Origin of the sequence: Legionella beliardensis (genome assembly GCF_900452395.1) — a bacterium.
Taxonomy (GTDB): Bacteria; Pseudomonadota; Gammaproteobacteria; order Legionellales; family Legionellaceae; genus Legionella_C; species Legionella_C beliardensis.
Window position 1 is genome coordinate 2067173 of record NZ_UGNV01000001.1, and the last position, 26638, is coordinate 2093810.

The window sequence follows — 26638 nt, forward strand, 5'->3', positions numbered from 1 at the left end:
TACTTTTTGCTTTTACCAGGAGGCTTGATGACCATTTCTAAAAATGACCTACATAAGATAGCTCGTTTAGCTTATCTTGAACCCGAAACTGAGGAAATGGAAAAGCTTGCTTTAGAAGTTAATGCAATTATTGATTTTGTTCAACAACTACAAGGCTTAGATACAGCCGAAGTACACCCGCTGTTTCATCCCCTAAATTTAAAACAACGCTTGCGTGATGATGAAATCACTGAGCAAAATTGTATTGATGAATTAGCAAGCATTGCACCGCAGTTTGAAAATGATTTGTATTTGGTGCCTAAATTTGTTGATGTTGATACAGGACAATAATATGCTAGATTCGCTGCAATCAATCGTTGATGCCTTAAAAAATAAAAAAATATCCAGCGTCGAATTAATTAATCACTATATTAAACGCATTCAGGCTCATAAAGAATTAAATGCTTTTATTTCATTAAATGAAGACTATGCTCTAATCCAAGCCAAAGAAGCGGATCAATTAATACAGGCGGGGCATGCGAAGCAATTAACTGGCATTCCTATTGCTCATAAAGATATCTTTTGTACCCATCAGCTACCCACGACCTGTGGCTCTAAAATGCTAGCTAATTTCCAATCACCCTATCAAGCAACCATTGTAAATCGCCTGCAACAAGCAGGTGCCATTACCTTAGGCAAAACCAATATGGATGAGTTTGCTATGGGTTCGAGTAATGAAAACAGCTACTTTGGCCCTGTTAAAAATCCATGGGATATCGATTGTGTACCCGGTGGTTCTTCAGGCGGCTCGGCGGCTGCGGTTGCGGCCAGTTTAATTCCTTTTGCCACCGGCTCAGATACGGGCGGTTCGATTAGGCAACCGGCTGCTTTTTGTGGTATTTCTGGCATAAAACCAACGTATGGCTTAGCCTCACGATTTGGCATGGTTGCTTTTGCTTCAAGCCTCGATCAAGCAGGCCCCATGGCGCGCTCTGCCGAAGATTTAGCCTTAATTTTGCAAATTATGGCAGGCTTTGATAGCAACGACTCCACATCCATAGATAAGCCCATACCTAATTACACAGCGACCTTAACTAATTCATTAAAGAATTTAAAAATTGGCTTACCTGCTTGTTTTTTGCAAAATGAAATGGATACGGCTATTCAAGATGCCCTACAAAAAGCGATTAAACTCTTAGAGCAAGCAGGCGCTATTATTATTCCGCTAGAATTATCCTTACAACCACAGTGGGTTCCATGTTATTACGTAATTGCTTGTGCTGAGGCTTCTGCCAACTTAGCTCGTTATGATGGACTTCGTTTTGGGCATCGCAGTACTAAAGCGGCAACATTACAAGAGCTAATCACTCAGTCTCGCACTGAAGGATTTGGCACTGAAGTAAAACGTCGAATTCTTACTGGAACTTACGTGCTTTCTTCAGGCTATTATGATGCTTATTACCTACAAGCACTTAAAACTAGAAGACTCATTCAACAAGAATTGTTAAGCACGTTAGAACAAGTCGATGTCATTTTAGGGCCAACTACTCCAACTTGTGCATTTAAGTTAGGCCACTCAGCCGCCGATCCGATACAAAATTATTTAGCAGATGTGTTTACCGTCGCTGCTAATCTCGCCGGCCTCCCAGCACTTTCCATCCCTGTAGGCTTTAAAGCAAACTTGCCTATTGGTATGCAATTAATGGGAAAACATTTTAGTGAAGCCTTGCTACTTAATGTAGCGCATCAATATCAACAAATGACTCATTGGCATTTAGCTAAACCAACTGGAATATAAGTTATGACATGGGATACAGTAATTGGCCTTGAAGTGCACGCACAATTAAAAACTAAATCCAAATTATTTTCAGGTGCCTCGACCACATTTGGTGCAACCCCTAACTCACAAACATCATTAATTGATGCAGGCTTGCCTGGTGTTTTGCCCGTGTTAAATAAACAAGCGGTCCTTATGGCGATTCAATTTGGTTTGGCAATAAAAGCCACTATTAATGATTTATCCTATTTCGAACGCAAAAATTATTTCTATCCTGATTTACCTAAAGGGTATCAAATTAGCCAATTTCAAAAGCCTATCATTAGCGATGGGCAATTAACCATTGAAGTTGGCCCAGAAGATTATAAAACCATCACGATTGCAAGAGCTCATTTAGAAGAAGATGCAGGAAAATCACTCCACGAATTGCATCAAGACTTTACCGGAATTGATTTAAATCGCGCTGGCACGCCTTTGCTTGAAATCGTAACAACACCTTGTATTTACTCAGCTCACGAGGCAATTAGTTATTTAAAAACCCTGCACCAATTAGTTCGTTTCCTAGATATTTGTGATGGTAACATGCAAGAAGGCTCGTTTCGTTGTGATGTTAATATTTCCATTAAGCCTGCGGGTTCAGATAAATTAGGCGTACGTACAGAATTAAAAAATCTAAATTCATTTCGGTTTATTGAAAAAGCCATTGCCTTTGAGCAACACCGCCAACAAGAGCTTTTAGAAACAGGGCAACCCCTTTTACAAGAAACCCGCGCCTTTTGCCATATTACGGAAACAACACGCGCGCTACGCAGCAAAGAAAATGAATTTGACTATCGCTATTTTCCTGATCCAGATTTACTGCCTATTGCAATTAGCGCAGAAGAGATTAAAACAGTTAAAAGCCAGCTGCCGCCCTTACCTGAAGAAATCAAAGAATCACTCCTTGTAGAAGCTATCTATTCAACAGAAGACATTCAATTTTTACTATCAAGCCCTAGCACTTATCATTTTTTCTGCGCGGTAAAAAAACACAGTCAAGCAGATGGTAAAACCATTAGCAATTGGTTAAAAACTACCTATACTGCGGCTTTAAATGAAAGCAATACAACATTTGAAAACCCACCTATTTCAGCACAATTATTAGGCGAACTATTAACCCTTATTAAAGACAAAACTATTTCAAACGCGATTGCTAAACAAATTTTTAGTAAGCTTTTAGCGGGTGAACATACTATTCAAGACATTATAGCGCGTGAAGGCTATAACCAACTAAGTGATCAAACCCATATTGAGCAATTAATTAAAGAATTAACCCAGCAATACCCGCAGCAAGCAGAAGATTATCGTAGTGGTAAAGAAAAAATCCTAGCGTTTTTTGTTGGCCAAATAATGAAACAAACTAAAGGAAAGGCAAATCCCGAAGAAGTGAATAAGCTACTTAAACAGCATTTATTAGGCACGCCTTGATAATAAGGCAACTCATCTTCATAACAAGTTTATAGAAAAGCAAAGTGCGTATTGTAATGCTTCTTTGCTTATTATAAAGTCGCTGAATTTTTATAAGGGTAATTCAAGGAGTTAAAATGAAGAGAGACAGCAGTTTCTTTGAGGTTGTAGTGGAAGGGTTTGCCGCACTTTCTGAGAAAAATGCCATTAGCATATTTTGCAGAAACTCAGAAACTTTAAAAACCATGCAAAAAGATTCATTAGCAGTAGGAGCATCTAGTCGTAACCAGAATTTTATTCAGGCAATAAAAGAGGCCAACACATTTTCTGACATGCTTCCACTTATTGATAACTTTCATCCTAGTAGAGAAAAAGAATCTGTGGCGATTCAGGCGGTAATCAAAACAGTATTGTTTTTTGGTAGTTATGTTAATAGCGACATTGATTTTATTTATCACTTGCCAGCCTTAAAAAAGGAAATTATCAATTACGCAGTTGAGCATGGCTATGAAATAAATTATCAGCGAGATAACTCTTATACCGTGTAGCTAAGGCTATAAGCTTCGAAACCCAAACTTAAATAAGATTATAAAATTCATCATATAAATCTAATAAGCAAGTGTAGGTCGGGCGCTTCGCCCGACACTTCTTTCCGGTGTAGCATAGTTATGTTACTTATCTAACCGATTGGCCCTTTTCAAGCATTCATCGATTTATTTGAAAAGGTCTTATTCATCCTTATTAGACTTATGAAGAACACTCCCATTCGCTTGAGTTTGGAGAAAAATGAGATGTCGGGCGAAGCGCCCGACCTATACTTGCTCACGCTCTGTTAGATTTTATAGCTTATTTATTAGCTAGGTCTCGGCGTTTCTTGGGTTGACTGCATATCAGATTCATTTGCTAACCTAGCTTCATTTTCCAAATGAGCAAAAAATGCCCTAAACATTGTTGATGTTATTTCTGCTATTTGCTCTTGTGGATTAGGAGAAGACATAATGGCAAGCGGTATTGAAATCATAAAAGAGAAATTGGACACAAGTCCTTCATCTTCTTGCTGAACTTGATTATTTCCAGAATGTTGTTGCACAGAAATGGGCCTAAAAAATAAATGAATATTTTGAGATGCATGAGAAAATTCATCTCGCACTACTTCATTTGCCCAATTATCAACCAATTCTTCCTTAATAGAAGGATTAAATTGTACGGGAGATATTTTATCAGGATCAAATCCAAAAAGTGTTATCACTTGCTCTTTGGTTATTGATTGAGTAGTTAATTTACCCTCTTGAAAAAGAACATCATTATCTGTCTGATCAAGCAACGACTTTATATTAATAGGCCAATAGGCTGTGGCATGCGTAGTTGGATCGCTAGGTAATTTATCCAGCCCTGATGAAATGGCTTTAATACTAAATTTTTCATCACTTAGTTTAACTAAGTAAGCTAAAGTATTTTCATCCAAATCAATATCTTGTTGCATAATAGGATCGAAATAGTTTGACATAATAGTATCCACCATTTTTATTTAAGGTAAAAGAACGCTATATGATCATATGGATTTTTTCAATACTAAGAATATATTATTTAATCAAATGAAAGTAATAAGTTAGTTGGTAATTATGATTTCTATTTATCGAATGTTTAGAAAGGATGTCTAACAGAGCAATCATTAAAACTTTTGGCTAATTATATTTTAAGCTTATTTAAATTTTTCAACATAACGAATAAAACAATAAACAAAAACATGACTAATATATGTATAAATTGCTTAGTGCTATTGATTCTTTGATGTTAATCAGTTGATATTTTACACGTCACCTTGTTTAAGGATAACAAATGTCTCATTCTACTTCTCAATTGAGAGTGTTTAAATTTTTTATGTTAATAGGTTCATTTTCTGCAATGACGGCCACAATTTTAGGTGCTTTTGCAGCCCATGCTTTAAAGACACAATTTAGCGACTACCAAATGCAAATTTTTCAAACAGGTATTTTTTATCAGTTTATCCATAGTTTTGCTTTATTGTTTGTTGGAATAATTCTTTGGCAATTTAATATAAGAGCCCTGCAAATATCAGGGTGGTTGTTTATTATTGGGATTCTGCTCTTTTCAGGAAGCTTATATTTAATGAGTTTGATACAAGTAAAATCAATTGGACTAGTTACGCCATTTGGAGGAGCTTGCTTTATTATTGGCTGGCTATTACTAACTATTGGAATATACAAGCTCAATTCATAAAGAGAGTTAAGAGAAAAGTACTACACTATTCGCGGATTTAGCAAGCTAATGCAATCGTTCTTTCTTCGTCATTGGTATTTTTATTAAGCCACGTTCCCAGGTAGTTAACATGCCTTTCTCAACTCTACAATATAATTTAAATGCTGACTTCTTAATTGATCCTGAATTAGTAATTCCAATAAAGCTTCAATTGAATAACCTCAAGCATCAGAAACTTTCTTAGCAAAGCTAATTCCAATATCTTTTCTATTGCGCTCAACATCGCTTAGAAATTGTTTTGAAACACTAATTTTTTTAGCTAACTCTACTTGAGTAATTTCATCGCTTAAACGTAAAGAGCGTATAAGTCCGCCAAAGGTCATGGTGTCCCATATATCTTTTGTTGCCGCAAGTGCATCAACAGCTTGGGGGTTTCTAGTAGTCATGTGGTGTTACCTCCATTACCTCAATAAATTCGATTGTGCCATCTTTCTTAAGAATATAAATTGCACCCTTGTTTATTTAGCCGGATTGAACGTTGACCTGCACGCTCTCCTTTTAATGGTTCATCATGCCAACCAGGACTCTTTCTTGTTTCCATAAGCCCCTATTTTATTAATAGCTACTCGCCATGCTCAAAATTTTTCTTGTAAATGTTTAGGCTTACGTTTTAAATCTTTAAGAGCTTGCTTTGTTATTAGAACCTCGGTAATCACAACTAACTCGTTTTATTTTAAATAGTACACCTAACTAAGTGCACTTTTAAGTTAGGCCTAATAAAAATTTATAAACTAATCCTATTGCGCTGCATTTGAGTTACATCCTACCTCTATGAATTTTTTTGTAACTTCTTAAGAATTTTAATAAAATTTTTTGCGTTATTGATGGCATGGCCCTCGCGGTCATTATTAAAATAAGCCCAAATCCGTTTAGCATTACTTAGAGCGATTTTCTCTGCCCAAGCCATAAGTTCATCATCGCTGTAATCATACCAGTACCACTTTTCTCGACCATGAAAACGGATATAAACCTCATCGGTTGTTGAAATTAACTCCTCAGGTAATTGAGGCCCACTGCATGAACAGAAAATGATACCCGCTTGTCGGAAAGCAGCATAAACCTCTTCATTCCACCAGCTGGCATGCCGAAATTCAACAACATTGCGTCGTTTTGAGTCTAATTGCATGACAATATTACGCAATCGCTCCGGTGTATAGTGAAAGCTCGGAGGTAATTGATAAAGGAAACAACCCATGTGTGATTGCAGCAAATCAGCAATGTAGCTGAAGTCTTGCACTAATGTTTCTGTGTCAATAAAACCTTTTATATGGGTAATTAATTCACAGACTTTGACAGTATAAATAAATTTTTTGCGACCTATTTGACGTTGCCAGGTAGCTACATTAGCAAGTGTTGGCCAAGAATAAAAAGGCGCATTTAATTCTACTGTCTTAAAATTCTTGCTGTAGTGGCTAAACCAGTTCGTGGTAGGCATATCTGTAGGATAAAATTGACCTCGCCAATGCCAATAAAACCAACCTGAACACCCAACATTAATGGCGGGCAGGTTCGGGGTAGGATAGCTCAAATCAGCTGCTGCCATACGCGCATTATGCATTTTTTGCGCCCGGCCAACATTAGCTTCACGTTGTTTTTGTCTACGAAGTGCACGTTTAGCACGGCGTTCTTCTTGTTCCAAATCCCTTTCTTTTGTCAACGTAACTATTCCTTAACTGACCTAAATGAGACTAGGGTTCTTCTCTTGCAAACAATGTTCATCGAATTCACTAATTGCTTGGGCAAATTCTTGAATTTCGTAATCTTCCATTTCACGCTTAAAATTATTTACTATTTTATAATAATTCAAAACGCCTGATTGGTTGCTCTCTCGTATATAACGTTTTCCTTCTTTACTTTGAGCATAACGTCCCTCAGAAAGAAGCTCAACAGGACCATTTTTATAAACAATAGGTGTATGCCAAGAAAATATTCCAGCGTGAGAGCTATTTGGTACTGTTACAGATAAATTCCTATGCCATTTTAAGCCGACGCCCTCACAATGTTCGTGTTGGAGAAACAACTGGATGTTTATTTGGTCTATTGGGCTCGCTAGATTCACTTTGTTTAAATAAATTTCTTTATTCTTCTTATCAAATAGCCCCAATATATTCCCTATTGGAAATACATTCTTATTTGCCTCAGCCACATTGGCTGGTCTTCGATACTTAGGATAATTCTCATTAACTCTAGCATAAAAACACTCAAAGAACGGCGTAAAGAATAAATCTTCACGATCGTACATTTTACATGCGGCTATCACATCATTATTAATTAATGGAACTATTGGAAAGACCATACCCCACGTTGTTTTTGCAAGCCTCTCTTCTAAATGGAGTAAATCATCAGATAAATTGTTAAATTTAATATCATTGCAATCAGCATAAATAAATACATCTTTTTTTGGCGCTATTTCTAATAAAACAATTCTTAAAATATCTGATGCTACTGCATAAGATGCATAGTCTCCAGAGTGACCTTGTTGAACAAATTGTTTAATTATTCCATACATCCTATGATTATGAAGTTCATCAATACCATGGATTTTAATATTTTTATTTAATCTTTCTGTTTTTTCTTTATTTAATTTTGAACTATCAGTCCAAAGTAAAATCTTACAGTCAGAATTATTTAATAGGCTTGACCAGTAAGCCAAATTATCTAAGGCGCTATTAGGAATACTTCCATCATTTGAAAACCAGATAACATTTAGAGTTTTAGACATATATATTTAACAAATAATAAACACAATGTATTATAAATGATGATTATATACTAAGTAAATACATTATTTTGATGACTTAAACTTAGTTTTCTAGATTTTCGCTTTAAAAATTAAATATCAATTATTAGTTAATCTTAAACCTTGAGTAGCTTGTTCCTTATCTTTCACTTTATGAGCTTTAAAGAATAGATACTTGTCTTTTCCAGATAATTTAAATAAAGGGGGTTGGGGTCTATTAGGTAGTGCATAGCACATCATGGCCTGCAAGGGGTTAATGTATTCACCGTTATGATTTATCATAAAATTTATGCCACTAATATTTCTTCCATTAAAGTCACCCACTACCCCACGATTGGTAATAATTAATTTCATTGGGGTAGGCTCATTAGAATAAGACGTCCATTGTTTGAGTGTTAATAGGTGCTTATTAAGCCCTACCCATGGATCCCAGATATAAGCATGATTTTGGTCATCAATAACCATGGTAGCACAATGAAATCCCCACGCGTCTTTATCATAATAAGGTTTCCATTGTTCAAAATTCCAAGTTTTGTATACCTTTACAGATTCTATGCCATACCAACTTAATAATATACTGGCAAAATGGGCTCTAATATGACAATAACCTTGAGAAGCTTGATATTGAATCTTTAATTTTTCGTCTTCATTATAATGAATAAAATCCTGATAAATCTTTTCTAGAGTACTAACATTTGGTCTATTCTCAGGTAAAAGGATGGGATATTCACCTGTAAATAGAGGAATATTGCTTACTGAAGTTTGAAGATTTTTTTGCAGATAGCTATTTTGTGGAATAAATTGATAACCTTTAACTACACCACCTAAAGCAAGACCTCTTAAGCTGCTTTTATTTAGGTACATTGTTAGCTGTGCCGGTTTGATTAGCCTATTAGGATAGAGCGTACTATTCCACAGCAGGATAGGTGATAAATTTTCTTTTTTATAATCTGCTGGCAGTAATTCCTTTGAGATAAATGAGAAAGCATTGAAGTCAAGAATATTAAAAATCTTCTCCTTATTAGAATCTTTAGTGAATACCCCGGATGCTAAATCGATGCTAGACATAGTTTCTACATTATCGCCATATAGAGAAATAGTGATTTCGCCACCAACACTTTTTGGGTTTTTTAAGTGATAAGTTATCCCTATCTTTGGTTTTTTAATAACAGTACTCTCTATAACCTGATGTCCAGTTGTTTGGGGGTATTTTGCACCTAAATTTATTAACACCTCGACAAAGGCTGGAAAAAATTTCTGAGCGTAAGTCAATGGTGTGTTTTGTTGATGGTTTATAAAGTTGACACCAGCGCCTGCCTTTATCAGCACCATGCTTAATAAGCAAAGCCACAAGCTTAGCATTTTTATTTTTGACAGCCATCCAAAGAACACCTCTTCCTTTGCATGGGGTATTAACGTTTGCACCAAATTGAATTAATACTTCGACTATTTTTTCATCACCCTGTTTTACTGACCGCCATAAGGGTGATAAACCCTTATGCATTTTATTCGTTGGTATTCCTTTTTTTAGAAGTGACTTAACTTTCTTTAAGTTGTGGGAAGATATTGCAGAAGCTAATAATTTTTCATTCATAACTAATAAATATGCAAAAATAAGGAGTATATTGTCATTAAGTTTGTATTTCAATCAATATGATTCTGTTATGATTACAAAGATTGATAAGTAGAAATTTTGTTTAAAATTATTAATAAGCCAATTAACAAGTAGCTTGGGTGAAGCGAAGTGAAACCTGGGTTCCGGCCCTATGGGCCTGCACCCAGGCTACATTTACTAACCACAAAAATTACGGCGGAGCCAAGCCATTAATATCTCCTTTATCTCAGTACTAACTAATAAGGCTTAACAACAACAGTTGTACCAATGTCGATAAAGTTTTCATTTAGCCATTGTGCTGCACTGGGTAGGACTCGGATACAGCCATGGCTGGCGTTATAATCAGGTACTTCATAGGCGCCGTGAATTGAATAGCCTCCTGAGAAATGCATACAGTAAGGCATCTTAGCGCCGCCATTTGTTTCTACAGGATAAAGGCTTGACGTACACTCAGGACCCTTTTTCGAATAAACTCTAAATGTGCCTGTGATGGTGCGACAGCCTCTGCCAATATCCTCACAAAAATCCTTTCCACCTGAACCCCTACCTGTCTTAACTCGCACCCCATTAGCATCATAAGCAGCCCAAGCGGTGACTTTAGGATCATAAATAAATACTTTACGCCCGGTCGCTTCTCTTTGCGCTGGAAAGTAAGAATCTCCTTTGTTATCGAAACTATGATGCATTGTGTAATGCGTAAACCCGCCATCATCTACGATAGCAACTGATCTATCCATTGAAGAGCATGCGGCTGTTAATACACACAACGGTCCAAGAATAACGAGTTTTTTCATTGGTGTATCCTCCCTTTTTTTTATTTATCGGGAGAATTTGTAATAGGTTTAGCTTTTTAAATAAAAAATTTAACTTATTGGGTTATTTATTCTCTTTTAGCTCATTATTCAACTTATTTTTTAAAGAAACGGGCAGCATGGCGAGAATAGCTAATTGCAGTTGTTCATCACTACATTCAAAGCAGCCCCCACGAGCAGGCATCGCACCATATCCTTCGGCAGTATGCGCCAAAAGTTTAGCTAAACCTTGCGCTATGCGAGGTTCCCAATCCGTTTTATTATTTATCCTAGGAGCCCCTAGGGCAATTAAAGGCTTCTTAGCATGGCAAGTAGCACAAAAATGTTGCACAATTTGCCTGCCTTCATCCTTGGTACCATGAATTTTACTTAAAAATTCTTCTGGATGATGGGTGGTTGCTGTAGCAGCGTTTATCATTAGTAAGTTTATTATTAAACTTGTTTGCCAAAATTTCATGTCATTACATCTCTTTTAAAACAGCTAATCATTTTGTACGTTCGGAACAAATTCGTAGCAGTTTACCTTAAACTAATCCTGTAGAACCACTTTTCTTTGTAGATAAAAAAACTTTATAAATTAACCCGTGACTTTAATTTATAGGTATGGTATAGATAAATTTAAGAATTGAATTTTCTAAAGATTTTATCATAAGGAGCCGACGAAAATGATGGATGAGATCGAGGACATGGTTATGGTAAAATCTATTAGCAACAGAAATACAGCTAAGTTGTCGAAAAATCAATTCTTGTCTTACAGTAACTATGATTGGAGCCTCTTTTTGAGTCAATTTTCTATTTTGAAAGAGATTATCCATCAAGCTTCTACTATTAATCAAACTCGCATTATGCACCTTAAACAAGAAATTGCATCTGGCCGTTATCAGATTAATAGTGAGCTAATCGCTATGAAGCTCATTGCAGATTTATAAGGTACATAACTCGCGCTGTCGTTTCTCATTCGTTATCAAATTAAAAATAGTCATAAGTACTATTTTTAATTTGAGCGCAATTACCCTCTTCATCTTCTCAGTTCACTCCCTGAATTATTCATCTGGCTTCATGTCTGAGAAAGCGACGACTTGATTACGCCCATGCCCTTTCGCAAAATAAAGGGCCTTATCAGCAGCCTCAATTAGCTCTGCAGGCGTTTTAGCATCAGTAGGATACATAGCTATGCCAATAGAAACGCTAATCGGGCCTACATGCGTATTACCATAGCGAATTTGCAATCTTAGTACAGACTGTCTAATGCTCTCTGCACGGATTAACGTTGTTTGGTAATCCATATCATAAAATGCGACAACAAACTCTTCACCGCCATAGCGCGTTGCAACATCACCAATTCGGATTATATTTTGTAATATTTGCCCAAACTCTTTTAATACTGCATCGCCAGCGTCATGGCCATAGGTATCATTTATCTTTTTAAAGTGATCTATATCGAGCATTAACACGGAGAAAACAGATTTCGCTCGCTCTGCTTGATGCGTTTGTTTAAAGAGGAAATCTTCTAAATAGCGACGATTGTAGAGGCCTGTTAATGGATCTCTTATAGATTGATGGCGCAGATTTTCTCTTAAGCGCACATTAGCTAGCGCTAAAGCAACTAATTCAGCAAAGGCATTGATTAGAAGTCTTTGGTTTTCGTCAATACTAGCTTTTTCTTCGAACTCTAAGTATAAAAGTCCATAGATATCATTCTGCGCCATTAAGGGAACGCAAAGGTAAGCTTTTTTAACGGACTCAATTTTTATATGACTGCATAGTAATTCACTCTGATTAGTGCCACTGATGTGGTGCTTCCTTCCTAAGCGAATCGCCCAACACTGATCAGGTGTGAATGTGACTTCTTGGGTCGTTGGCTGTCCCCATTTGGATATAACTTCTAAATAGTTTTTAGATGGATGCATTACAAACAAATAGCCATCTGCGAAGTTTAAGAGCCTTGCAGAATATTTTGATAACACATCGCTTAATTCTTCTTGTGAATTTGACGCTAACATAATGTCACTCATTTCCACTAATAAAGAAATTTGTACATTTTTTTCTGTTAATGCTTGCATTCCCTGCTCAAGCTGGGCATAGGATTGTTGTAGTTCAGTATGCTCCTTAACACGATTAGTAATATTGCGAATACTTTGTACTGCCCCATTAAACTCATTTTTATCGTTGTAAATTAGGTTTGCTGAGAGCTCATAGATTTGTTTTTCATCATTAACTATTGTTTCTAATGCTTTAATAGTATTGTCTTCACCTAATGAGTTTCTCCAAGCTTGGGCGAGACTTTGTTTTGACTCTGTCACTTCAGCCAGCGCCTCATTTAACGACATGCCAACCTGTAAGGATTTACCAAAAATAAGTTTAAATTCACGTTGATAATCTTCATTAAAAATAATGAAACGACAATCTTTATCAAATGCCGCAATCATATCACTTGTGCTTTCAATAATTTTTCTTAAGCGAAATTGCGTGTTTTTATTCTGAACTTCTATACTTCTGCGAATAAGTAACTCTCTGTTAGATAACAGTAGAGCAATTATAAGTGAAACAATTCCAACTAGATTACCTATAATCAGCACCCTATTAACAGTATCTACATAGCTAACTGCAGTTAAATGCCTTTCATTTAAGAGCACCATCTCTACAGACTTAATTTCTTGCCCTAAGCTCCTAACGCGTATTGATGTTTCCTGACCCTCTAAAAATAACGTCATGCCATCTTGGGTATCAAATTTATTTAATGACTTTAATTTAATAACCTTTTGGATTATTGCTAAGCGATTATTCATTAACGTTATAAATCTGGCTACACGTGGAGTTTGTTCTAAGTTATCTTTGGTTAAATCCTTTAAAGCTTGTAATTCAATATTGATATCTGATTTAATATTATCCATATCAATCAAAAAATGCTCATTTCCTGTTAGGACATAAGCTCGCTGATCAGATTCAAGACTAATGATTTTATAAAGCGAGGAATCAACTTTTTGAATCACATCATAAGTGTGGTTTACCCACTTAATCGATGTAACTAAGTGCTTAACTTGCAGGTAGGAAAAATAACTGATAGCAATAAGGACTAAAATTGCAGCAATAAATATACCGTTAAGCAGGGGTTTGCTTAAACGAATACCTTTAACCTTATCTTTTAGCTTAGCATTATCCATCTGTATTTAAATACCCCCGAATAAGCCAATGATAAAAGAGCCTTACTTATAGCCCTCTTTCCCTAAGTCCTTTTATTAAGTATAGGGAAAAATAAGAATAAATCATTATAACAAGACTCTAAACCCCTCTCCTTTGAGACAAAATTGGTATTTAATAACGAAGAAATAAGAGGTTTTATAAGTCCTTGATAAGCTTATTTAGCCTGCATCCTTAATGCGCCATCTAAACGAATAACTTCCCCATTAATCAGTTGATTTTCAATAAGATGTATTACTAAGGCTGCAAATTCTTCTGGCCTACCTAATCGCTTAGGAAAAGTTACCGTGGCCGCTAAATTATCTTGTACTTCTTTAGGCATATTAAGTAGTAAAGGGGTTGCAATAAGCCCTGGTGCAATCGTGTTAACCCGTATGGCATGCTGGGCTAATTCTCTTGCCGCAGGCAAGGTCATTGCAACAACACCGCCTTTAGAAGCGCTATAAGCTAATTGACCAATTTGTCCTTCAAATGCCGCAATGGAGGCAGTATTAATAATAACGCCACGCTCCTTGGTTGCTGCATCAATCTCTAGGTGAGTCATTGCTTCAGCAACAAGGCGCATCACATTAAATGTTCCTACTAAATTAATATCAATGACTTGCTTAAAGGCCGCTAAGGGCATAGCGCCTTCTTTCCCCACCATACGCTTAGCCGGTGCAATGCCTGCACAATTAATACAAATACGTGGGATGCCAGCTTTTTCTTTCGTTTCTTGCATTGCAGCCATTACCGCTTCATCTGAGCTTACATCGCAGCTAATCGCAATAATATTTTCCTCATCATTTGCTAAAGCGCGAATGTCTTTATCCCAAACTACGACACGTGCGCCTCGTGCTGAGAGCTCACTTGCACATGCTTTCCCCATGCCAGAAGCGCCACCTGTAACTACTGCAATTTGATTATCTAAGTTCATTGCTTAACCATCCATTGATTAAATGTTACCCTATTCTTAAGAAACATGTTCACTTTAAATAAGCATTACTTAATGCTTTAAATAAAGGGGTTCCTGCCTGCTCTAACCACTCAAAAAATACCATTTCAGCAGTCACCAGTATCGCGCCTGCCTGCTGTAAGCGTTTAAGTGCATATTTTTTATCGATTAGCTTGCGGCTGCTTACGGCATCCACCACAATAAAAACGTCATTATCTTCGGCAAGTAAATCCAGTGCAGTTTGCAACACACAAACATGAGCTTCAATACCAATAAGAACAAATTGCGTTTTACCAAGCTGCTTTACGCGTTGCACAAAATTAGGCTCGCGATAACATGAAAAATGTACTTTCTCGATTGGTGGCTCTTGTGAACTGACTTCAAGCAGCGGTTTCACAGTATGGCCTAATCCCCGTGGGTATTGTTCGCTAACTAAGCAGGGTACTTCTAATTCATTGGCTAAGCGCAGCAGCCATTGGCATCTATCTATTAAGGCTTCTGAATCTGCAACAAGTGGTAGTAATTTTTCTTGTACATCAATTAACAGCAAACACGCGTCATCCTTTTTAATTAACATGCCTTCCTCCTTCTAGTTAAGTTGTTTATATCATATTTTTCCAAGGTTTAAAGCTTATTGACTTTATATTTAAATTTTGCTAGATTGTCACAATGTTCTAATGCGCTATAACATTAAAATGAAAATCAATTATTCATCAAAACAACATGCTCATGATTTATTAATGCAAGCTATTTCGCTTTTACAAACGCAAGAGGAAGTTACCGCATTTTTTAATGATCTTTGCACACCTGCTGAGCTTGAAGCGATGGCAGATCGATTTCAAGTGGTGCCTTTACTCCGTCAAGGCATTTCATACCGTGCTATCCATGAACAAACTGGCGTGAGTGTCACAACCATCACCCGTGTTGCCCGCAGTTTAATGATGGGCAGTGGCGGATACTCATTAATTGCTAATAGACTGGAGCAATCATGACTAGACGGTTACGCTTAGCTTTACAAAAAAAGGGCCGTTTGGCACAAGAATCTTTAAATCTACTCAAGCGCTGTGGTTTACGCTATCGCTTGAAAGACAATGCGCTACTTTGTCATGTTGATAATTTTCCGATTGATCTTCTATTTGTACGCGATGATGACATACCAACTTTAATTTTTGATGGTCTTTGTGATGGCGGTATTGTTGGCGAAAATGTTCTATTAGAAGCAGCTGCAACGTTAGTAAAACCGGCTTATAACCTTATTTTACCTTTAGGAATTTGCCGCTGTCGTTTAGCTATCGCCATACCTGAGTCATTTGATTATCAAAGCCCGGGAAGCCTAGATGGTAAACGTATTGCCACAAGTTATCCCAATTTATTAATGCAATACTTACAAGAAAGAAAAATTTGTGCTGATATTTTAACCTTATCTGGTTCGGTAGAAGTAGCGCCACGTATGGGCATGGCGGATGTCATTTGCGACCTTGTCTCCAGTGGCCAAACCCTTGAAGATAATAAATTAACGGAAGTAGACACGGTCTTAAATAGCCAAGCGGTATTTATTCAATCTACCCAAGCGTTTCCTAAAGAATTTAATGATATTTTTCTCATGTTAAAGAGAAGAATTCAAGCCGTGCAACAAGCGTGTGAGCGGAAATACATTGTCTTTCATGCACCTAAACACGCGTTAACAAGAATTTGCCAAGCCCTACCTGGCGCTGAATCACCAACCATACTTTCGCTTTCAGACTCCCCAGATAAGGTCGCAGTTCATGCAGTCTCAAGTGAAGGTATTTTTTGGAATACGCTAGAAACACTGCAATCCTTAGGCGCAAGTTCCATTTTAGTCTTACCAATTGAAAAAATGTTGGAGTAGTTGATGTTAAAAATAGTAGATTGGCAAACGTTATCAGCAAAAGAAAAACAAACTGTTTTAGCGCGCCCTAAAGAAATAACTTCTATCAAAGACCAAGTGAGTGCCATTATTGCCGCAGTTCGTAGTCAAGGTGATCAAGCGCTCATTGATTTTACTCAGCGCTTTGATCACTATGATTTAAATAATTTACCCATTGCATCATCAGCCATTAATCAAGCGGCCATTGCGCCAGAGGCAGTCAATGCCATAAAGACGGCGATTGCAACCATCACTTGCTATCATCAAGCAACCTTACCTGAACCAATAACAGTAACGACCTCCCCCGGCCTAAACATTCAGCGCATTTATCGCCCAATACAAAAGGTAGGTTTATACGTACCAGGCGGCAACAACACCCCCTTAATTTCTTCACTGTTAATGCAAGCAATTCCTGCTAAAATCGCTGGCTGCCCTATTCGAGTCTTATGTACACCAGCAGATAAGCAAGGAAAAATTAACCCGCACTTATTAGTTGCTGCTAAATTATGTGATATTGAGACTATTTACCCTATTGGTGGTGCACAAGCTATTGCTGCAATGGCCTATGGCACCGAATCTATTACCAAAGTTGATAAAATTTTTGGGCCTGGCAATGCCTTTGTGACCGAAGCTAAATCACAAGTTGCCCTTGATGCTGACGGTGCTGCTATCGACATGCCCGCAGGGCCATCAGAAGTGCTAGTCGTTGCAGACAGTGAGGCTAATCCTGAGTATGTGGCAGCTGATTTATTAGCCCAAGCAGAACATGGGCCTGATTCACAAGTACTATTCCTGTGTGATGATGAGACTATTGCTACTGCCGTACAACAAGCGCTTGCTAAACAATTTGTTAAACTTTCAAGACAGGCAATCATTAAACAATCTTTAGCTCATAGCACAATCATTATTTGCCCGCCCCTTGAGCAACCAGCCTTAATTAATCATTATGCACCAGAGCACTTAATTATTAATCGTCAAGATGCTTTAAATTGGCTGCCACAAATCACTGCTGCTGGAACTATTTTTGTTGGGCAATGGGGAGCTGAAACCTTAGGCGATTATGTCACCGGCAGTAATCATGTATTACCAACCAATGGTTATGCACGTAACCATAGTGGCTTAAGTACGCTAGATTTTTTAAAAGCGATTACTGTGCAAGAAATTAATGAAGATGGTATTAAAAAAATAGGAAATGCGGCAGTGACTTTAGCGCATTTAGAAGGTTTAGACGCACATGCTAATGCGGTTGCTATTCGTTTACGAAATTTGGAGAACTAACATGTCGATAATGGATTTAATACGCCCTGAATTAAAAAAAATTAATCATTATAAGCCCTCAGCAGATAACCCTTCTTATCGCCTTCATGCAAATGAATCACCCTGGTCGCCTGTAAGCTTAGAGCCTGTTGCTTTAAATCATTACCCTGACATTAATGAGCAGATAAATTTGCAAAAGCAATTAGCTCGTCATTATCAAATTAATGACAATCAGCTTGTGTTAACTAGAGGTAGTGATGATGGCATTGATTTTCTGATGCGGTTATTTTTATCGCCTGGCAAGGACAGCATTTTACAATGCCCTCCTACGTTTCCCATGTACGAATTTTATGCACAATTGCAACATGCTAAGGTTCTTAATTGCCCCCTTGAGCTAGAAAAAGAATTTACTTTAGCGCTTGATAAACTGTTTGCCATTTGGGAGCCAAATTGCAAACTTATTATGTTGTGCAGGCCTAATAATCCGACTGGCAATTTAATTACGTTAGAGAATATTGCTGTTATCTGTGAGCAATTTCGTGATAAGGCCATGGTGGTGGTGGATGAAGCTTATATTGAATTTGCTACGTCTAAAAGCGCAACTACCCTGCTTGCTCATTATGAGAACCTGATAATCCTGCGTACTTTATCTAAAGCGTTTGGCTTAGCCGGGCTTCGCTTAGGGTGCGTGATTGCTAATCACTTAGTCATTCAAGCGTTAGAAAAAATCATGGCGCCTTATTTGCTGCCTAGCCCGGTTATAGCTTTAGCGCAACAAGCTTTAAAACAACCAGACTGGCTAGCCGAAAGTGTGCAGCAAATTATTACTGAACGTGACCGAGTAGGTGCATTTTTACAACAGCTACCATGGATAGAAGCAATTTATCCCAGTGACGCTAATTTTATTTTTATCAAAAGTAAGCAAGTAGAGCCTTTAATCACCTGGCTTAGCAAACATAACCTAGCCATACGGCATTTTTTAAATACGCCATTAGCTAGCTTTTTACGCATTAGTATTGGTGATAAAGCCCATAATCAATTATTGATGAAACTAATGCAGACGTTTAACCAAGAAGCGCTGGTAACGACTTGATACCTAACTGAGACTCTTATGCAAAAGATATTATTTATTGACCGTGATGGAACATTAATTGAAGAACCACCTGATTTTCAAGTGGATTCTCTTAGTAAAATTAGACTATGTAGGGATGTTATTCCTTCATTATTAGCCTTAAAAAAAGCAGGCTTTCGCTTGATTATGGTTAGCAATCAAGATGGCTTAGGTAGTTTAAGTTTCCCACAAGCCCAATTTCAAACCTGTCATGATTTTATTTTAGAACTCTTTGCCTCACAGGGTATTGTCTTTAACGATATTTTTATTTGCCCCCATAAAGAAGAGGATAATTGTAAATGCCGTAAACCTAAAATTGGCTTGTTAGATAATTTTATAAGTACCACGTCGTTTAATCGCGCGCAATCATGGATGATTGGGGATCGCTTAACTGATAAGCAATTTGCCGACAATTTAAGTATTGGCTTTCTACCTGTATCTAACGACCATGGCTGGCAAGAGATCACCAAGGCTATTTTAACCCGCCGTGCAACCATTAAACGCAAAACAAACGAAACAGACATTACCGTACAAATTGAACTAGACACTGATAAACCAAGTGAAATCAAAACACCCCTTGGTTTCTTCAGTCATATGCTAGAACAAATTGCCAAACACGCAGGTTTTAGCATGAACTTGCAGGCCAAAGGGGATGTAGAGGTTGATGAACATCATCTGATTGAAGATACAGCGCTTGCATTAGGTGAGACTTTAAAAATGGCGTTAGGTGATAAATGGGGTATTGGGCGCTATGGATTTACCCTGCCTATGGATGAAGCGCTAGCCACGGTGGCTATTGATTTAAGTGGCCGTCGTTTTTGTGCTTTTGAAGGCCAGTTCACACGTGAATTTGTTGGTGGCATGGCGACAGAAATGGTGCCGCACTTTTTTAACTCTTTAGCAGATAGCCTAAGTGCGAGTTTACATATTTCCGTTAAAGGCGAAAACCATCACCACATGATTGAGGCGTGTTTCAAAGGCTTTGGTCGCGCTTTAAAACAAGCGCTACAACAAACTGATTTAAGTGTGCCTTCTACCAAGGGGGTTTTATGATTGCAATCATTGATGTCAGTGGTAATAACTTAACGTCTTTAGGCAATGCTTTAAAACAATTAGGCTACTCTTATCAATTTACGCATGATGAAGAAGAAATTTTAAAAGCAAGCCATGTCATCATTCCGGGAGTTGGCGCAGCCCCTGCTGGTATGCAAGCGCTGCAAGAATACCAGTTAATTTCTGCTATTAAACAACTTAAACAACCGACGCTCGGTATTTGTTTAGGCATGCAACTTTTAGCAGAATTTAGTGAAGAAGGAGATGTTGATTGCTTAGGCTTAATTCCAGGTATCGTTAAGCGATTACCGCAAGCGCCCCACTGTCCCGTACCACATATGGGTTGGAATACCTTAGAATGGGTAAAACAATCTTCTCTTAACACAGGACTTAAGGAAAAAGATTACGTGTACTTTGTACACAGTTATGCTTTCCTAAGTGACAGTAGTCATGCCCTTGCTTATTGCGATTACAGCACCAAATTTACAGCCATCATCCAGTATAAAAATTTTTACGGCATGCAATTTCATCCAGAAAAATCAGCCTCAGTTGGCCTCGTTTTACTGCGTAATTTTTTAGAGATTGAGTCTAGTATTGTACCTATTGGAGCTTTAAATGAAACTTATTCCTGCGATTGATTTGCAACAGGGACAATGCGTGCGCCTACGGCAGGGCAACTTTAATCAAACGACTATTTACCCCTATGAACCTTTAGATTTGGCACAACGCTATGCCACCCAAGGTGCTAGACACTTACATATTGTTGATTTAGATGGCGCTAAACAGGGAGCCATTCAACAACTTCCTTTAATTAAATCGCTACAATCGGCAGGCTGCACGCTGCAAGTTGGTGGTGGTATTCGCGATTTAACGACTGCAAAAGCCTGTCTTGATGCAGGCATTGAGCAATTAGTCCTTGGCAGTATCGCAATTGATGATGTAGAAACGACAAAGGAAATTATCCAGGTAGCAGGTGCAGATAGAATCGTTCTCGCTTTAGATGTTTTTGTTAAAGACAATATCCATAAACCTGCAATTCATGGTTGGCAAACTTGCACCGAGACCAACCTATGGGATATCGCAGATCATTATCAGAAGTTGGATATTAAAAACATACTATGTACTGATATAAGTTGTGATGGAATGATGCAGGGCCCAAATTTTAATCTCTATGAGCAAGCCATAGCTCGCTTTCCAAGCTTAGGCTGGCAAGCTTCAGGCGGCATACGCGATCAAGGTGATTTAAACGCCTTAGCCAAACTTGGTGTACGCGCTGCCATCTTAGGCCGCATGCTTTATCAGAATAAATCTGTCTTATCCTTTGAGAATGTATTATGTTAGCAAAACGAATTATTCCATGCCTTGACGTACGCGATAATGTAGTTGTTAAAGGGGTTAAATTTGACCACCATCGCATTATAGGTGACATTTTAGAGCTTGCTAAACGCTACTCTGATGAGAATGCCGATGAACTTGTTTTCTATGACATCACAGCCAGCTCGGAACAACGACCGGTATGCCCTGAGTGGATTAATCGTGTGGCAGCTACTATTAATATTCCTTTTACCGTGGCAGGCGGTATTCGCACAGTTGCTAAAGCACGCGCTATTTTAAATGCCGGTGCTGATAAAATTTCGATTAATAGTCCGGCGCTTGAAAATCCTAATCTCATCAATGAATTAAGCCAAGCTTTTGGCAGTCAATGTGTGGTAATAGGTGTTGATAGTCAATGGATTGAAGATGATTTTTATGTCTTTCAATACACAGGCAATGTTAAAACCATGCGTAACGCAGCACGTAAAACAATTGATTGGGTAAAAGAAGTCCAAGAACGGGGTGCTGGTGAAATCGTACTTAATTGCATGCAATCGGATGGTGTGCGCAATGGCTATGATATTGAACAGTTAAAGAAAATACGCGCTGTTACAGAAGTACCGCTTATTGCTTCAGGTGGGGCTGGCAAAGAAAGTGATTTTATGGAAGTTTTTAAGCAGTCACAGGTTGATGGGGCCCTTGCCGCCAGCATTTTTCATGACCAATTGCTAGCTATTCCTACGTTAAAAGCTTATTTAGCAGCCCAGAATATTGAGGTAAGACAATGATTAATTTTGCTAGCACAACCCTTGACTGGGAAAAAATGTCAGGCTTAATTCCTGCTGTCATTCAACATGCACAAAGCGGTGATGTGCTGATGTTAGGCTATATGAATCAAGACGCGCTGGCGTTAACCCAAACCAGTGGACAATTGACTCTTTTTAGCCGCAGTCGACAAGAATTGTGGCACAAAGGGAGTACTTCTGGTAACGCCATGTCTGTTCAAGCGATCAGCACAGATTGTGATGGTGATAGCCTGTTAATCCAAGTATTGCCCGCAGGGCCTGCTTGCCATTTAGGCTTTAAAACCTGCTTTCAACCTGTTAGTTATACCAAAATTGGTTTTTTAAGCTATCTTCTTGATGTAATTACTAATCGTGCTAGCAACCCAAGCCAAGCAAGTTATACCACCCAATTATTACAGGCAGGCAGAGCACGCTGTGCGCAAAAAGTTGGTGAAGAGGCAACTGAAGTTGTCATTGCTGCTGTAAAACAAGACGAAAACGAGTTAATTAATGAAAGCGCTGATTTACTTTATCATTTACTCGTTCTTTTAACCGTGTGTAACGTTGATTTTTATAGTGTCGTTGATTGTTTACAGCAACGCCATAAAATATAAATCAAGCTTGATGAAAGCGTTAGTATAAAAGTTATGCACCCAGTTGCTCGCCTGGTTCTTGATTATCAGGCGCAGCTTGGTTCTCTACTTCTTTTTTAGTAGAGAAAAATTTTGACTCCGCTCGCCTGCGTTTTTCACTATACGCTTTCTTATGTCTTAATTTAAAGGGTACTTTTTTATCAGTACCTTCGTGGCGCTCTGTCAGAGATGGGTCATCGCGTTTACGCTTTGCAAAACCAGATTGTTCTTTTTGAGATTTACATTTTTCTTTAATGAGTTTAGCAATGTCAAAATGTCCCATAATTCTAGCAATTTGCACGGGAGTCATGGAGACAAACTCATCTTCATGTTTGTCGTTAGCTAATGAATATAAGCGATATTTAATAGGATGTTCGGCACTTGCAGCCCAATCATTTAATTCAGCAGCTGTCATGCGCAAAGGAATATTAAAATCAGCTTGAGCTGCTAGTAATGCTTCTACTGTTTCTTGATCACCATTCTGGGCGGCAATAAAAAGAGGTGTTTTACCATCGCACATTGCATCTACATCAGCGCCAGCTTGGGCTAATTGATTAACAATGTTGGCATGCCCTCTATGGGTAGCAAGCCAAATAGGCGTTGCTCCTGTGCCATCATTTTGATTTAAATTAGCACCAGCTCGAATAAATACATTAACAACTTCAGTATGACCCTTTTGAGCGGCAATACATATAGGTGGCGCTCGTAGCATATTAGATTGATCTAGATTAGCACCGGCTTTAGCTAAAGCTTCTGCAGCGGCAGCATTGCCCTTTAAAGCAGCAATCCAGATGGGTGTTGCTCCCTTATTATCCGCTTGATTGATATCAGCGCCTGCTTTAGCTAGTAATGCAATAATATCAGGATGATTATTAATAGCGGCAAAAAAGATAGCCGTTTCACCCGCGCCAGTCGCTTGATTTAAATCTATTGTATCTTTATATTGCATTAAGACTTCGATGACAGAGGTATGACCTTGGAAAGCTGCTACACAGACAGGCGCTATACCCTGCTGATAAGGTATATTTAAATTCGCGCCAGCTTGAGCGAGGGACTCTATAGCGGCAGCATGCCCTTTAGAAGCAGCAATCCAGACAGGTGTTGCACCACTATTATCAACTTCATCTATTTTAGCCCCTGCTTTTGCTAATAACTTGATGGTGGCAGGGTGGTTATTACAGGCGGCAAGAAAGATAGCGGTTTTACCATCTTCATCAGTTTGATTTAAATCTACTATATCTTTATATTGCGTAAAGACTTCTATAACGTCGATATGACCATTAGCGGCTGCTACACAGATAGGTGGTATACCCTCATTATTAACGATATTTAAATCATCGCAAACTTTGGCGAAGACTTCTAAAGCGGCAGCGTGACCGTTTGCAGCCGCAATCCAGGTGGGCGTTACTCCCTGACATGCTTGCTCGGCATTAGCTCCTGCTTTAGCTAGGACTTCTATAGTAGCAGCATGACCGTTAGCAGCAGCAAGCCAAATGGGTGTTGCATCATCATCATCAGTTTGATCTAATTCTACCTTATCTTTATATTGCACAAAGAGTTCTATGACTGAAGTATGACCATTACGGGCTGCTATACAGATAGGCGGTATACCTTCCTTATTAATGATATTTAAATTAGCGCCAGCTTTTGCAAAAAATTCTAAAGCAGCAACACCACCTTTAGAAGCAGCAATCCAGACAGGTGTTTTTCCATATTTATCAACGTGATGTATGTTGGCGCCTGCTTTAGCTAATAACTCGATCATGACAAGATCGTTACTATAAGTAGCAAGTCCAATAGGTGTTAGGCCATGGATATTAGCTTGATTTACATTTGCGCCGGCTGCAATTAATGCTTCAACCTCTTCTAAAATTCCACATTCAACTGCAATCCATAATAAATTGATAGTACTGGTCTGACGATTGGCAATCTCTTCAGTGATAGGATAGGTACTTTTAAATTTTTGAAGTTCACGTTGTAAAAGCTCACAACGTGGGTCACTGTTAGTTGATAAGAGTTGAACATTAAAAGCAGTATAAGCGCTGTGATTACTGTATGCAAAGCTTCTTTTGATCGCTGCTGCCATTTGCTGACTTTGCCTTATAACCGGCTTTGTGGCTTCTACATCTTGATTAATATCACGAAAATCCCATCCTTGCCCGGGATAATAAATCACGCCAATACTATGATCTTCGTTACCCAATAAGAGAGCGACTGGCTCCTTAGAAAGGGCAGCTGTGTTTTCCAGGAGGGCGCCTAAATTATTTAAATAATCTATAATTTCAGCTTCAGTTAATATGAAAGAGGCTGAATACAATTTCTTTAATCCACCTTTTTCCTTTATTATCTCAGAAGAAGCAATAAGTGAGATCTCTTCAATTTGACGTTGTAGTATGAAAAGATTATCGATTACAGAAGACCAATTATCTGGACTATGAAACAAGGCTAAGCTATCAAAAAAGCTTCGCAGGTCAAGTAGGATATGATCCCATTCAGTTAAATCCGAAGATTGCTTTGCGGCTACACAACGAATTTCTTTAACCAGTTCGTCTGTTGATTTGGAGGCAATGTAATTAATGCGCTCCTCAAAAAACTGCACCTCGTATTCGCCTAACAAAGAAGCTTCTAACCAACGTACAGCAAAACCATGACATAGCCCTTCTACCTTATACTGATAACCTAAGGCCTGATATAAATTAATCAAAGCTGAATGGGTTGACATTTAAAACCATCCTTTAAGCACAGAAAAGCCTTTAATTACATTTTAGAGCAAAAATATTAAGCAGTTATTAAATTATTTAATCAAAATAGTCGTTTGACCTTTTAATCTTAGCTTTTAAAGAGGAAGTTAAAAGCCTAATAAAATTTGCAATCGGGTAGTAACAGTTAAGCCATTAGGGTAGGATAAAGGTTTTATAATTAAATTATGAAGCCTTCTAATCGAATATCACCACTTACAACGCTTCCTCCTGAATTAAAATCTCAAATTGCTTTATTTTTGACCATAAATGATTGGTTTTCCCTGCGTCTAGCCGATTCCGCATGGAAGTCTATAGTAACCTCTGCAGCGACCCTTTACCTGACTTCTATGGAACAGCGGTTACCTCAGTTAATAGCCAGCAATTTCGATTTCGATCTCCTTTTGCAAAAATTGCTTGAAGAATTTAAGAGCCTTCGAGAACGATTCGAAGGAAAAGGAGTAAAAAGAGCAGAGAAAAGATTAGAGGAAATGAATGATGTAATTAAGAACCTGCAAGACCCGATAGCTAAATTTTTATTTCTTAAAGAGCAATTGAGTGAGCAGTTAGCAGATTCAAGCCAACAATTATTTAAGGAAAGTAACGCTACGCACTCATTTCTTTTTAGGTCGGGATTCATGCAAAGCTTTCATCAACGATTTAAAGAAATTATTCAACCTATATTTGATAATTGCACTAATTTTAGTGAATCCCTCGGGTTTAAAAAAATGCTGATTTGCATTAAATTGTGTTCAGAGCATCCATTAGCGCAACGATGGGCGCAAGCTACTTTGCAAGTAAAAGAGCAAAAAGCATCGATGTCTCCTGCACAGACAAATGAAGAGAATATTTCTAGCCTTAAAGAGGTCCAACGTGAGCGGGAAAGGAGAGAGGCCCAACGTTGGGAAGGGTTGCGTCTGCCCACATCTGTTTCTTTTTTCTCCATACCAAAGCTTGAAATTTCATTTCCACCCTCCTCTGAATCAAAGCCGAATAGAAACATGAAACGAAATCCATAAAGGGCTTATATCATTAAAAGAGCCTGATAACTTAAACAGTCAGGCTGAAATTTAACC

At 38.0% G+C, this 26638-nt stretch carries 27 protein-coding genes and 1 pseudogene; 16 read left to right on the forward strand and 12 right to left on the reverse strand.

The window, feature by feature from the left end; translation table 11 throughout:
• Positions 1-27 precede the first annotated feature (27 nt).
• From gatC to DYE47_RS09135, 4 genes are all read left to right on the forward strand, one after another.
• Positions 28-330 carry an Asp-tRNA(Asn)/Glu-tRNA(Gln) amidotransferase subunit GatC gene (gatC, locus tag DYE47_RS09120; protein ID WP_115302973.1) on the forward strand — a complete coding sequence of 101 codons (303 nt, stop codon included), beginning with the start codon at positions 28-30 and terminating at the stop codon, positions 328-330.
• A 1-nt stretch (position 331) separates the two neighbouring features.
• Complete coding sequence (gene gatA, locus DYE47_RS09125; protein ID WP_115302974.1) at positions 332-1777, forward strand: Asp-tRNA(Asn)/Glu-tRNA(Gln) amidotransferase subunit GatA; 1446 nt, start codon at positions 332-334, stop codon at positions 1775-1777.
• 3 nt (positions 1778-1780) lie between these two features.
• Complete coding sequence (gene gatB, locus DYE47_RS09130) at positions 1781-3223, forward strand: Asp-tRNA(Asn)/Glu-tRNA(Gln) amidotransferase subunit GatB (RefSeq protein ID WP_115302975.1); 1443 nt, start codon at positions 1781-1783, stop codon at positions 3221-3223.
• Between the two features lie 116 nt (positions 3224-3339).
• Positions 3340-3750 carry a hypothetical protein gene (locus DYE47_RS09135; protein ID WP_115302976.1) on the forward strand — a complete coding sequence of 137 codons (411 nt, stop codon included), beginning with the start codon at positions 3340-3342 and terminating at the stop codon, positions 3748-3750.
• A gap of 305 nt (positions 3751-4055) precedes the next feature.
• On the opposite strand, the gene DYE47_RS09140 is transcribed toward DYE47_RS09135, so the two are convergent.
• Complete coding sequence (locus DYE47_RS09140; protein WP_115302977.1) at positions 4056-4709, reverse strand: hypothetical protein; 654 nt, start codon at positions 4707-4709, stop codon at positions 4056-4058.
• 332 nt (positions 4710-5041) lie between these two features.
• Between DYE47_RS09140 and DYE47_RS09145 the strand changes: the two genes are divergently transcribed.
• A complete protein-coding gene (locus DYE47_RS09145) occupies positions 5042-5443 on the forward strand; it encodes a DUF423 domain-containing protein (protein WP_115302978.1) in 402 nt (133 codons plus the stop codon).
• Between the two features lie 200 nt (positions 5444-5643).
• On the opposite strand, the gene DYE47_RS09150 is transcribed toward DYE47_RS09145, so the two are convergent.
• The 7 genes and pseudogenes from DYE47_RS09150 to DYE47_RS09185 all read right to left on the reverse strand — a co-directional run bounded on the left by DYE47_RS09150 (position 5644) and on the right by DYE47_RS09185 (position 11106).
• Complete coding sequence (locus DYE47_RS09150; protein WP_242604247.1) at positions 5644-5868, reverse strand: helix-turn-helix transcriptional regulator; 225 nt, start codon at positions 5866-5868, stop codon at positions 5644-5646.
• Positions 5869-6251: 383 nt separating this feature from the next.
• Positions 6252-7139, reverse strand: a complete 888-nt coding sequence (locus tag DYE47_RS09160) for a DUF72 domain-containing protein (protein ID WP_207385205.1) — start codon at positions 7137-7139, stop codon at positions 6252-6254.
• A gap of 21 nt (positions 7140-7160) precedes the next feature.
• Positions 7161-8204, reverse strand: coding sequence for a hypothetical protein (locus tag DYE47_RS09165; RefSeq protein ID WP_115302979.1), 1044 nt, complete (start codon positions 8202-8204; stop codon positions 7161-7163).
• A gap of 117 nt (positions 8205-8321) precedes the next feature.
• On the reverse strand, positions 8322-9554 hold the full coding sequence (locus DYE47_RS09170) for a protein-glutamine glutaminase family protein (RefSeq protein WP_242604248.1): 1233 nt from the start codon (positions 9552-9554) through the stop codon (positions 8322-8324).
• 40 nt (positions 9555-9594) lie between these two features.
• Positions 9595-9816, reverse strand: a pseudogene (locus tag DYE47_RS16615) (ankyrin repeat domain-containing protein); the annotation flags it as partial.
• A 257-nt stretch (positions 9817-10073) separates the two neighbouring features.
• Positions 10074-10631, reverse strand: a complete 558-nt coding sequence (locus DYE47_RS09180; RefSeq protein WP_115302982.1) for a L,D-transpeptidase — start codon at positions 10629-10631, stop codon at positions 10074-10076.
• An 82-nt stretch (positions 10632-10713) separates the two neighbouring features.
• Positions 10714-11106: a c-type cytochrome gene (locus DYE47_RS09185; RefSeq protein WP_115302983.1), complete on the reverse strand. Its 393-nt coding sequence runs from the start codon at positions 11104-11106 to the stop codon at positions 10714-10716.
• 208 nt (positions 11107-11314) lie between these two features.
• Here DYE47_RS09185 and DYE47_RS09190 point away from each other — a divergent pair, with 208 nt between their 5' ends.
• Entirely contained in the window at positions 11315-11578 is a 264-nt protein-coding gene (locus tag DYE47_RS09190; protein ID WP_115302984.1) for a flagellar biosynthesis anti-sigma factor FlgM, read from the forward strand.
• Positions 11579-11692: 114 nt separating this feature from the next.
• On the opposite strand, the gene DYE47_RS09195 is transcribed toward DYE47_RS09190, so the two are convergent.
• The 3 genes from DYE47_RS09195 to DYE47_RS09205 form a co-directional block, all read right to left on the reverse strand.
• Positions 11693-13813, reverse strand: a complete 2121-nt coding sequence (locus DYE47_RS09195; protein ID WP_115302985.1) for a sensor domain-containing diguanylate cyclase — start codon at positions 13811-13813, stop codon at positions 11693-11695.
• A 194-nt stretch (positions 13814-14007) separates the two neighbouring features.
• Positions 14008-14766 (reverse strand): SDR family NAD(P)-dependent oxidoreductase, encoded by a 759-nt coding sequence (locus DYE47_RS09200; RefSeq protein WP_115302986.1) that lies wholly within the window; start codon positions 14764-14766, stop codon positions 14008-14010.
• 49 nt (positions 14767-14815) lie between these two features.
• On the reverse strand, positions 14816-15361 hold the full coding sequence (locus tag DYE47_RS09205; RefSeq protein ID WP_115302987.1) for a hydrolase: 546 nt from the start codon (positions 15359-15361) through the stop codon (positions 14816-14818).
• A 118-nt stretch (positions 15362-15479) separates the two neighbouring features.
• On the opposite strand from DYE47_RS09205, the gene DYE47_RS09210 reads away from it, so the two are divergent.
• Genes DYE47_RS09210 through hisIE form a run of 9 tightly spaced genes read left to right on the forward strand, consistent with a single transcriptional unit; the run spans position 15480 to position 22806 of the window.
• Positions 15480-15776 carry a YerC/YecD family TrpR-related protein gene (locus tag DYE47_RS09210; protein WP_115302988.1) on the forward strand — a complete coding sequence of 99 codons (297 nt, stop codon included), beginning with the start codon at positions 15480-15482 and terminating at the stop codon, positions 15774-15776.
• Positions 15773-16654, forward strand: coding sequence for an ATP phosphoribosyltransferase (hisG, locus tag DYE47_RS09215; RefSeq protein WP_115302989.1), 882 nt, complete (start codon positions 15773-15775; stop codon positions 16652-16654). The genes DYE47_RS09210 and hisG overlap by 4 nt, the downstream gene beginning before the upstream one ends.
• Positions 16655-16657: 3 nt before the next feature.
• Positions 16658-17950: a histidinol dehydrogenase gene (gene hisD, locus DYE47_RS09220; protein WP_115302990.1), complete on the forward strand. Its 1293-nt coding sequence runs from the start codon at positions 16658-16660 to the stop codon at positions 17948-17950.
• A gap of 1 nt (position 17951) precedes the next feature.
• On the forward strand, positions 17952-19022 hold the full coding sequence (gene hisC / locus DYE47_RS09225) for a histidinol-phosphate transaminase (RefSeq protein WP_115302991.1): 1071 nt from the start codon (positions 17952-17954) through the stop codon (positions 19020-19022).
• 18 nt (positions 19023-19040) lie between these two features.
• Positions 19041-20093 carry a bifunctional histidinol-phosphatase/imidazoleglycerol-phosphate dehydratase HisB gene (gene hisB, locus DYE47_RS09230; protein ID WP_115302992.1) on the forward strand — a complete coding sequence of 351 codons (1053 nt, stop codon included), beginning with the start codon at positions 19041-19043 and terminating at the stop codon, positions 20091-20093.
• Complete coding sequence (gene hisH, locus DYE47_RS09235; RefSeq protein WP_115302993.1) at positions 20090-20731, forward strand: imidazole glycerol phosphate synthase subunit HisH; 642 nt, start codon at positions 20090-20092, stop codon at positions 20729-20731. The genes hisB and hisH overlap by 4 nt, the downstream gene beginning before the upstream one ends.
• The gene (locus DYE47_RS09240; protein WP_115302994.1) at positions 20709-21434 is read left to right on the forward strand and encodes a 1-(5-phosphoribosyl)-5-[(5-phosphoribosylamino)methylideneamino] imidazole-4-carboxamide isomerase; all 726 of its coding nucleotides are present in this window, start codon (positions 20709-20711) and stop codon (positions 21432-21434) included. The genes hisH and DYE47_RS09240 overlap by 23 nt, the downstream gene beginning before the upstream one ends.
• Positions 21428-22195 carry an imidazole glycerol phosphate synthase subunit HisF gene (hisF, locus tag DYE47_RS09245; protein WP_115302995.1) on the forward strand — a complete coding sequence of 256 codons (768 nt, stop codon included), beginning with the start codon at positions 21428-21430 and terminating at the stop codon, positions 22193-22195. The genes DYE47_RS09240 and hisF overlap by 7 nt, the downstream gene beginning before the upstream one ends.
• Positions 22192-22806, forward strand: coding sequence for a bifunctional phosphoribosyl-AMP cyclohydrolase/phosphoribosyl-ATP diphosphatase HisIE (hisIE, locus tag DYE47_RS09250; RefSeq protein ID WP_115302996.1), 615 nt, complete (start codon positions 22192-22194; stop codon positions 22804-22806). The genes hisF and hisIE overlap by 4 nt, the downstream gene beginning before the upstream one ends.
• 31 nt (positions 22807-22837) lie before the next feature.
• On the opposite strand, the gene DYE47_RS09255 is transcribed toward hisIE, so the two are convergent.
• The gene (locus tag DYE47_RS09255; RefSeq protein ID WP_115302997.1) at positions 22838-25546 is read right to left on the reverse strand and encodes an ankyrin repeat domain-containing protein; all 2709 of its coding nucleotides are present in this window, start codon (positions 25544-25546) and stop codon (positions 22838-22840) included.
• Positions 25547-25750: 204 nt separating this feature from the next.
• On the opposite strand from DYE47_RS09255, the gene DYE47_RS09260 reads away from it, so the two are divergent.
• Entirely contained in the window at positions 25751-26581 is an 831-nt protein-coding gene (locus tag DYE47_RS09260) for a hypothetical protein (protein ID WP_115302998.1), read from the forward strand.
• Positions 26582-26638: the final 57 nt, after the last annotated feature.

Coding starts and splice junctions, on each gene's coding strand:
- gatC (WP_115302973.1), top strand. CDS start 28: ATGACCATTTCTAAAAATGACCTACATAAGATAGCTCGTTTAGCTTAT.
- gatA (WP_115302974.1), top strand. CDS start 332: ATGCTAGATTCGCTGCAATCAATCGTTGATGCCTTAAAAAATAAAAAA.
- gatB (WP_115302975.1), top strand. CDS start 1,781: ATGACATGGGATACAGTAATTGGCCTTGAAGTGCACGCACAATTAAAA.
- DYE47_RS09135 (WP_115302976.1), top strand. CDS start 3,340: ATGAAGAGAGACAGCAGTTTCTTTGAGGTTGTAGTGGAAGGGTTTGCC.
- DYE47_RS09140 (WP_115302977.1), bottom strand. CDS start 4,709: ATGTCAAACTATTTCGATCCTATTATGCAACAAGATATTGATTTGGAT.
- DYE47_RS09145 (WP_115302978.1), top strand. CDS start 5,042: ATGTCTCATTCTACTTCTCAATTGAGAGTGTTTAAATTTTTTATGTTA.
- DYE47_RS09150 (WP_242604247.1), bottom strand. CDS start 5,868: ATGACTACTAGAAACCCCCAAGCTGTTGATGCACTTGCGGCAACAAAA.
- DYE47_RS09165 (WP_115302979.1), bottom strand. CDS start 8,204: ATGTCTAAAACTCTAAATGTTATCTGGTTTTCAAATGATGGAAGTATT.
- DYE47_RS09170 (WP_242604248.1), bottom strand. CDS start 9,554: ATGGTGCTGATAAAGGCAGGCGCTGGTGTCAACTTTATAAACCATCAA.
- DYE47_RS09180 (WP_115302982.1), bottom strand. CDS start 10,631: ATGAAAAAACTCGTTATTCTTGGACCGTTGTGTGTATTAACAGCCGCA.
- DYE47_RS09185 (WP_115302983.1), bottom strand. CDS start 11,106: ATGAAATTTTGGCAAACAAGTTTAATAATAAACTTACTAATGATAAAC.
- DYE47_RS09190 (WP_115302984.1), top strand. CDS start 11,315: ATGATGGATGAGATCGAGGACATGGTTATGGTAAAATCTATTAGCAAC.
- DYE47_RS09195 (WP_115302985.1), bottom strand. CDS start 13,813: ATGGATAATGCTAAGCTAAAAGATAAGGTTAAAGGTATTCGTTTAAGC.
- DYE47_RS09200 (WP_115302986.1), bottom strand. CDS start 14,766: ATGAACTTAGATAATCAAATTGCAGTAGTTACAGGTGGCGCTTCTGGC.
- DYE47_RS09205 (WP_115302987.1), bottom strand. CDS start 15,361: ATGTTAATTAAAAAGGATGACGCGTGTTTGCTGTTAATTGATGTACAA.
- DYE47_RS09210 (WP_115302988.1), top strand. CDS start 15,480: ATGAAAATCAATTATTCATCAAAACAACATGCTCATGATTTATTAATG.
- hisG (WP_115302989.1), top strand. CDS start 15,773: ATGACTAGACGGTTACGCTTAGCTTTACAAAAAAAGGGCCGTTTGGCA.
- hisD (WP_115302990.1), top strand. CDS start 16,658: ATGTTAAAAATAGTAGATTGGCAAACGTTATCAGCAAAAGAAAAACAA.
- hisC (WP_115302991.1), top strand. CDS start 17,952: ATGTCGATAATGGATTTAATACGCCCTGAATTAAAAAAAATTAATCAT.
- hisB (WP_115302992.1), top strand. CDS start 19,041: ATGCAAAAGATATTATTTATTGACCGTGATGGAACATTAATTGAAGAA.
- hisH (WP_115302993.1), top strand. CDS start 20,090: ATGATTGCAATCATTGATGTCAGTGGTAATAACTTAACGTCTTTAGGC.
- DYE47_RS09240 (WP_115302994.1), top strand. CDS start 20,709: ATGAAACTTATTCCTGCGATTGATTTGCAACAGGGACAATGCGTGCGC.
- hisF (WP_115302995.1), top strand. CDS start 21,428: ATGTTAGCAAAACGAATTATTCCATGCCTTGACGTACGCGATAATGTA.
- hisIE (WP_115302996.1), top strand. CDS start 22,192: ATGATTAATTTTGCTAGCACAACCCTTGACTGGGAAAAAATGTCAGGC.
- DYE47_RS09255 (WP_115302997.1), bottom strand. CDS start 25,546: ATGTCAACCCATTCAGCTTTGATTAATTTATATCAGGCCTTAGGTTAT.
- DYE47_RS09260 (WP_115302998.1), top strand. CDS start 25,751: ATGAAGCCTTCTAATCGAATATCACCACTTACAACGCTTCCTCCTGAA.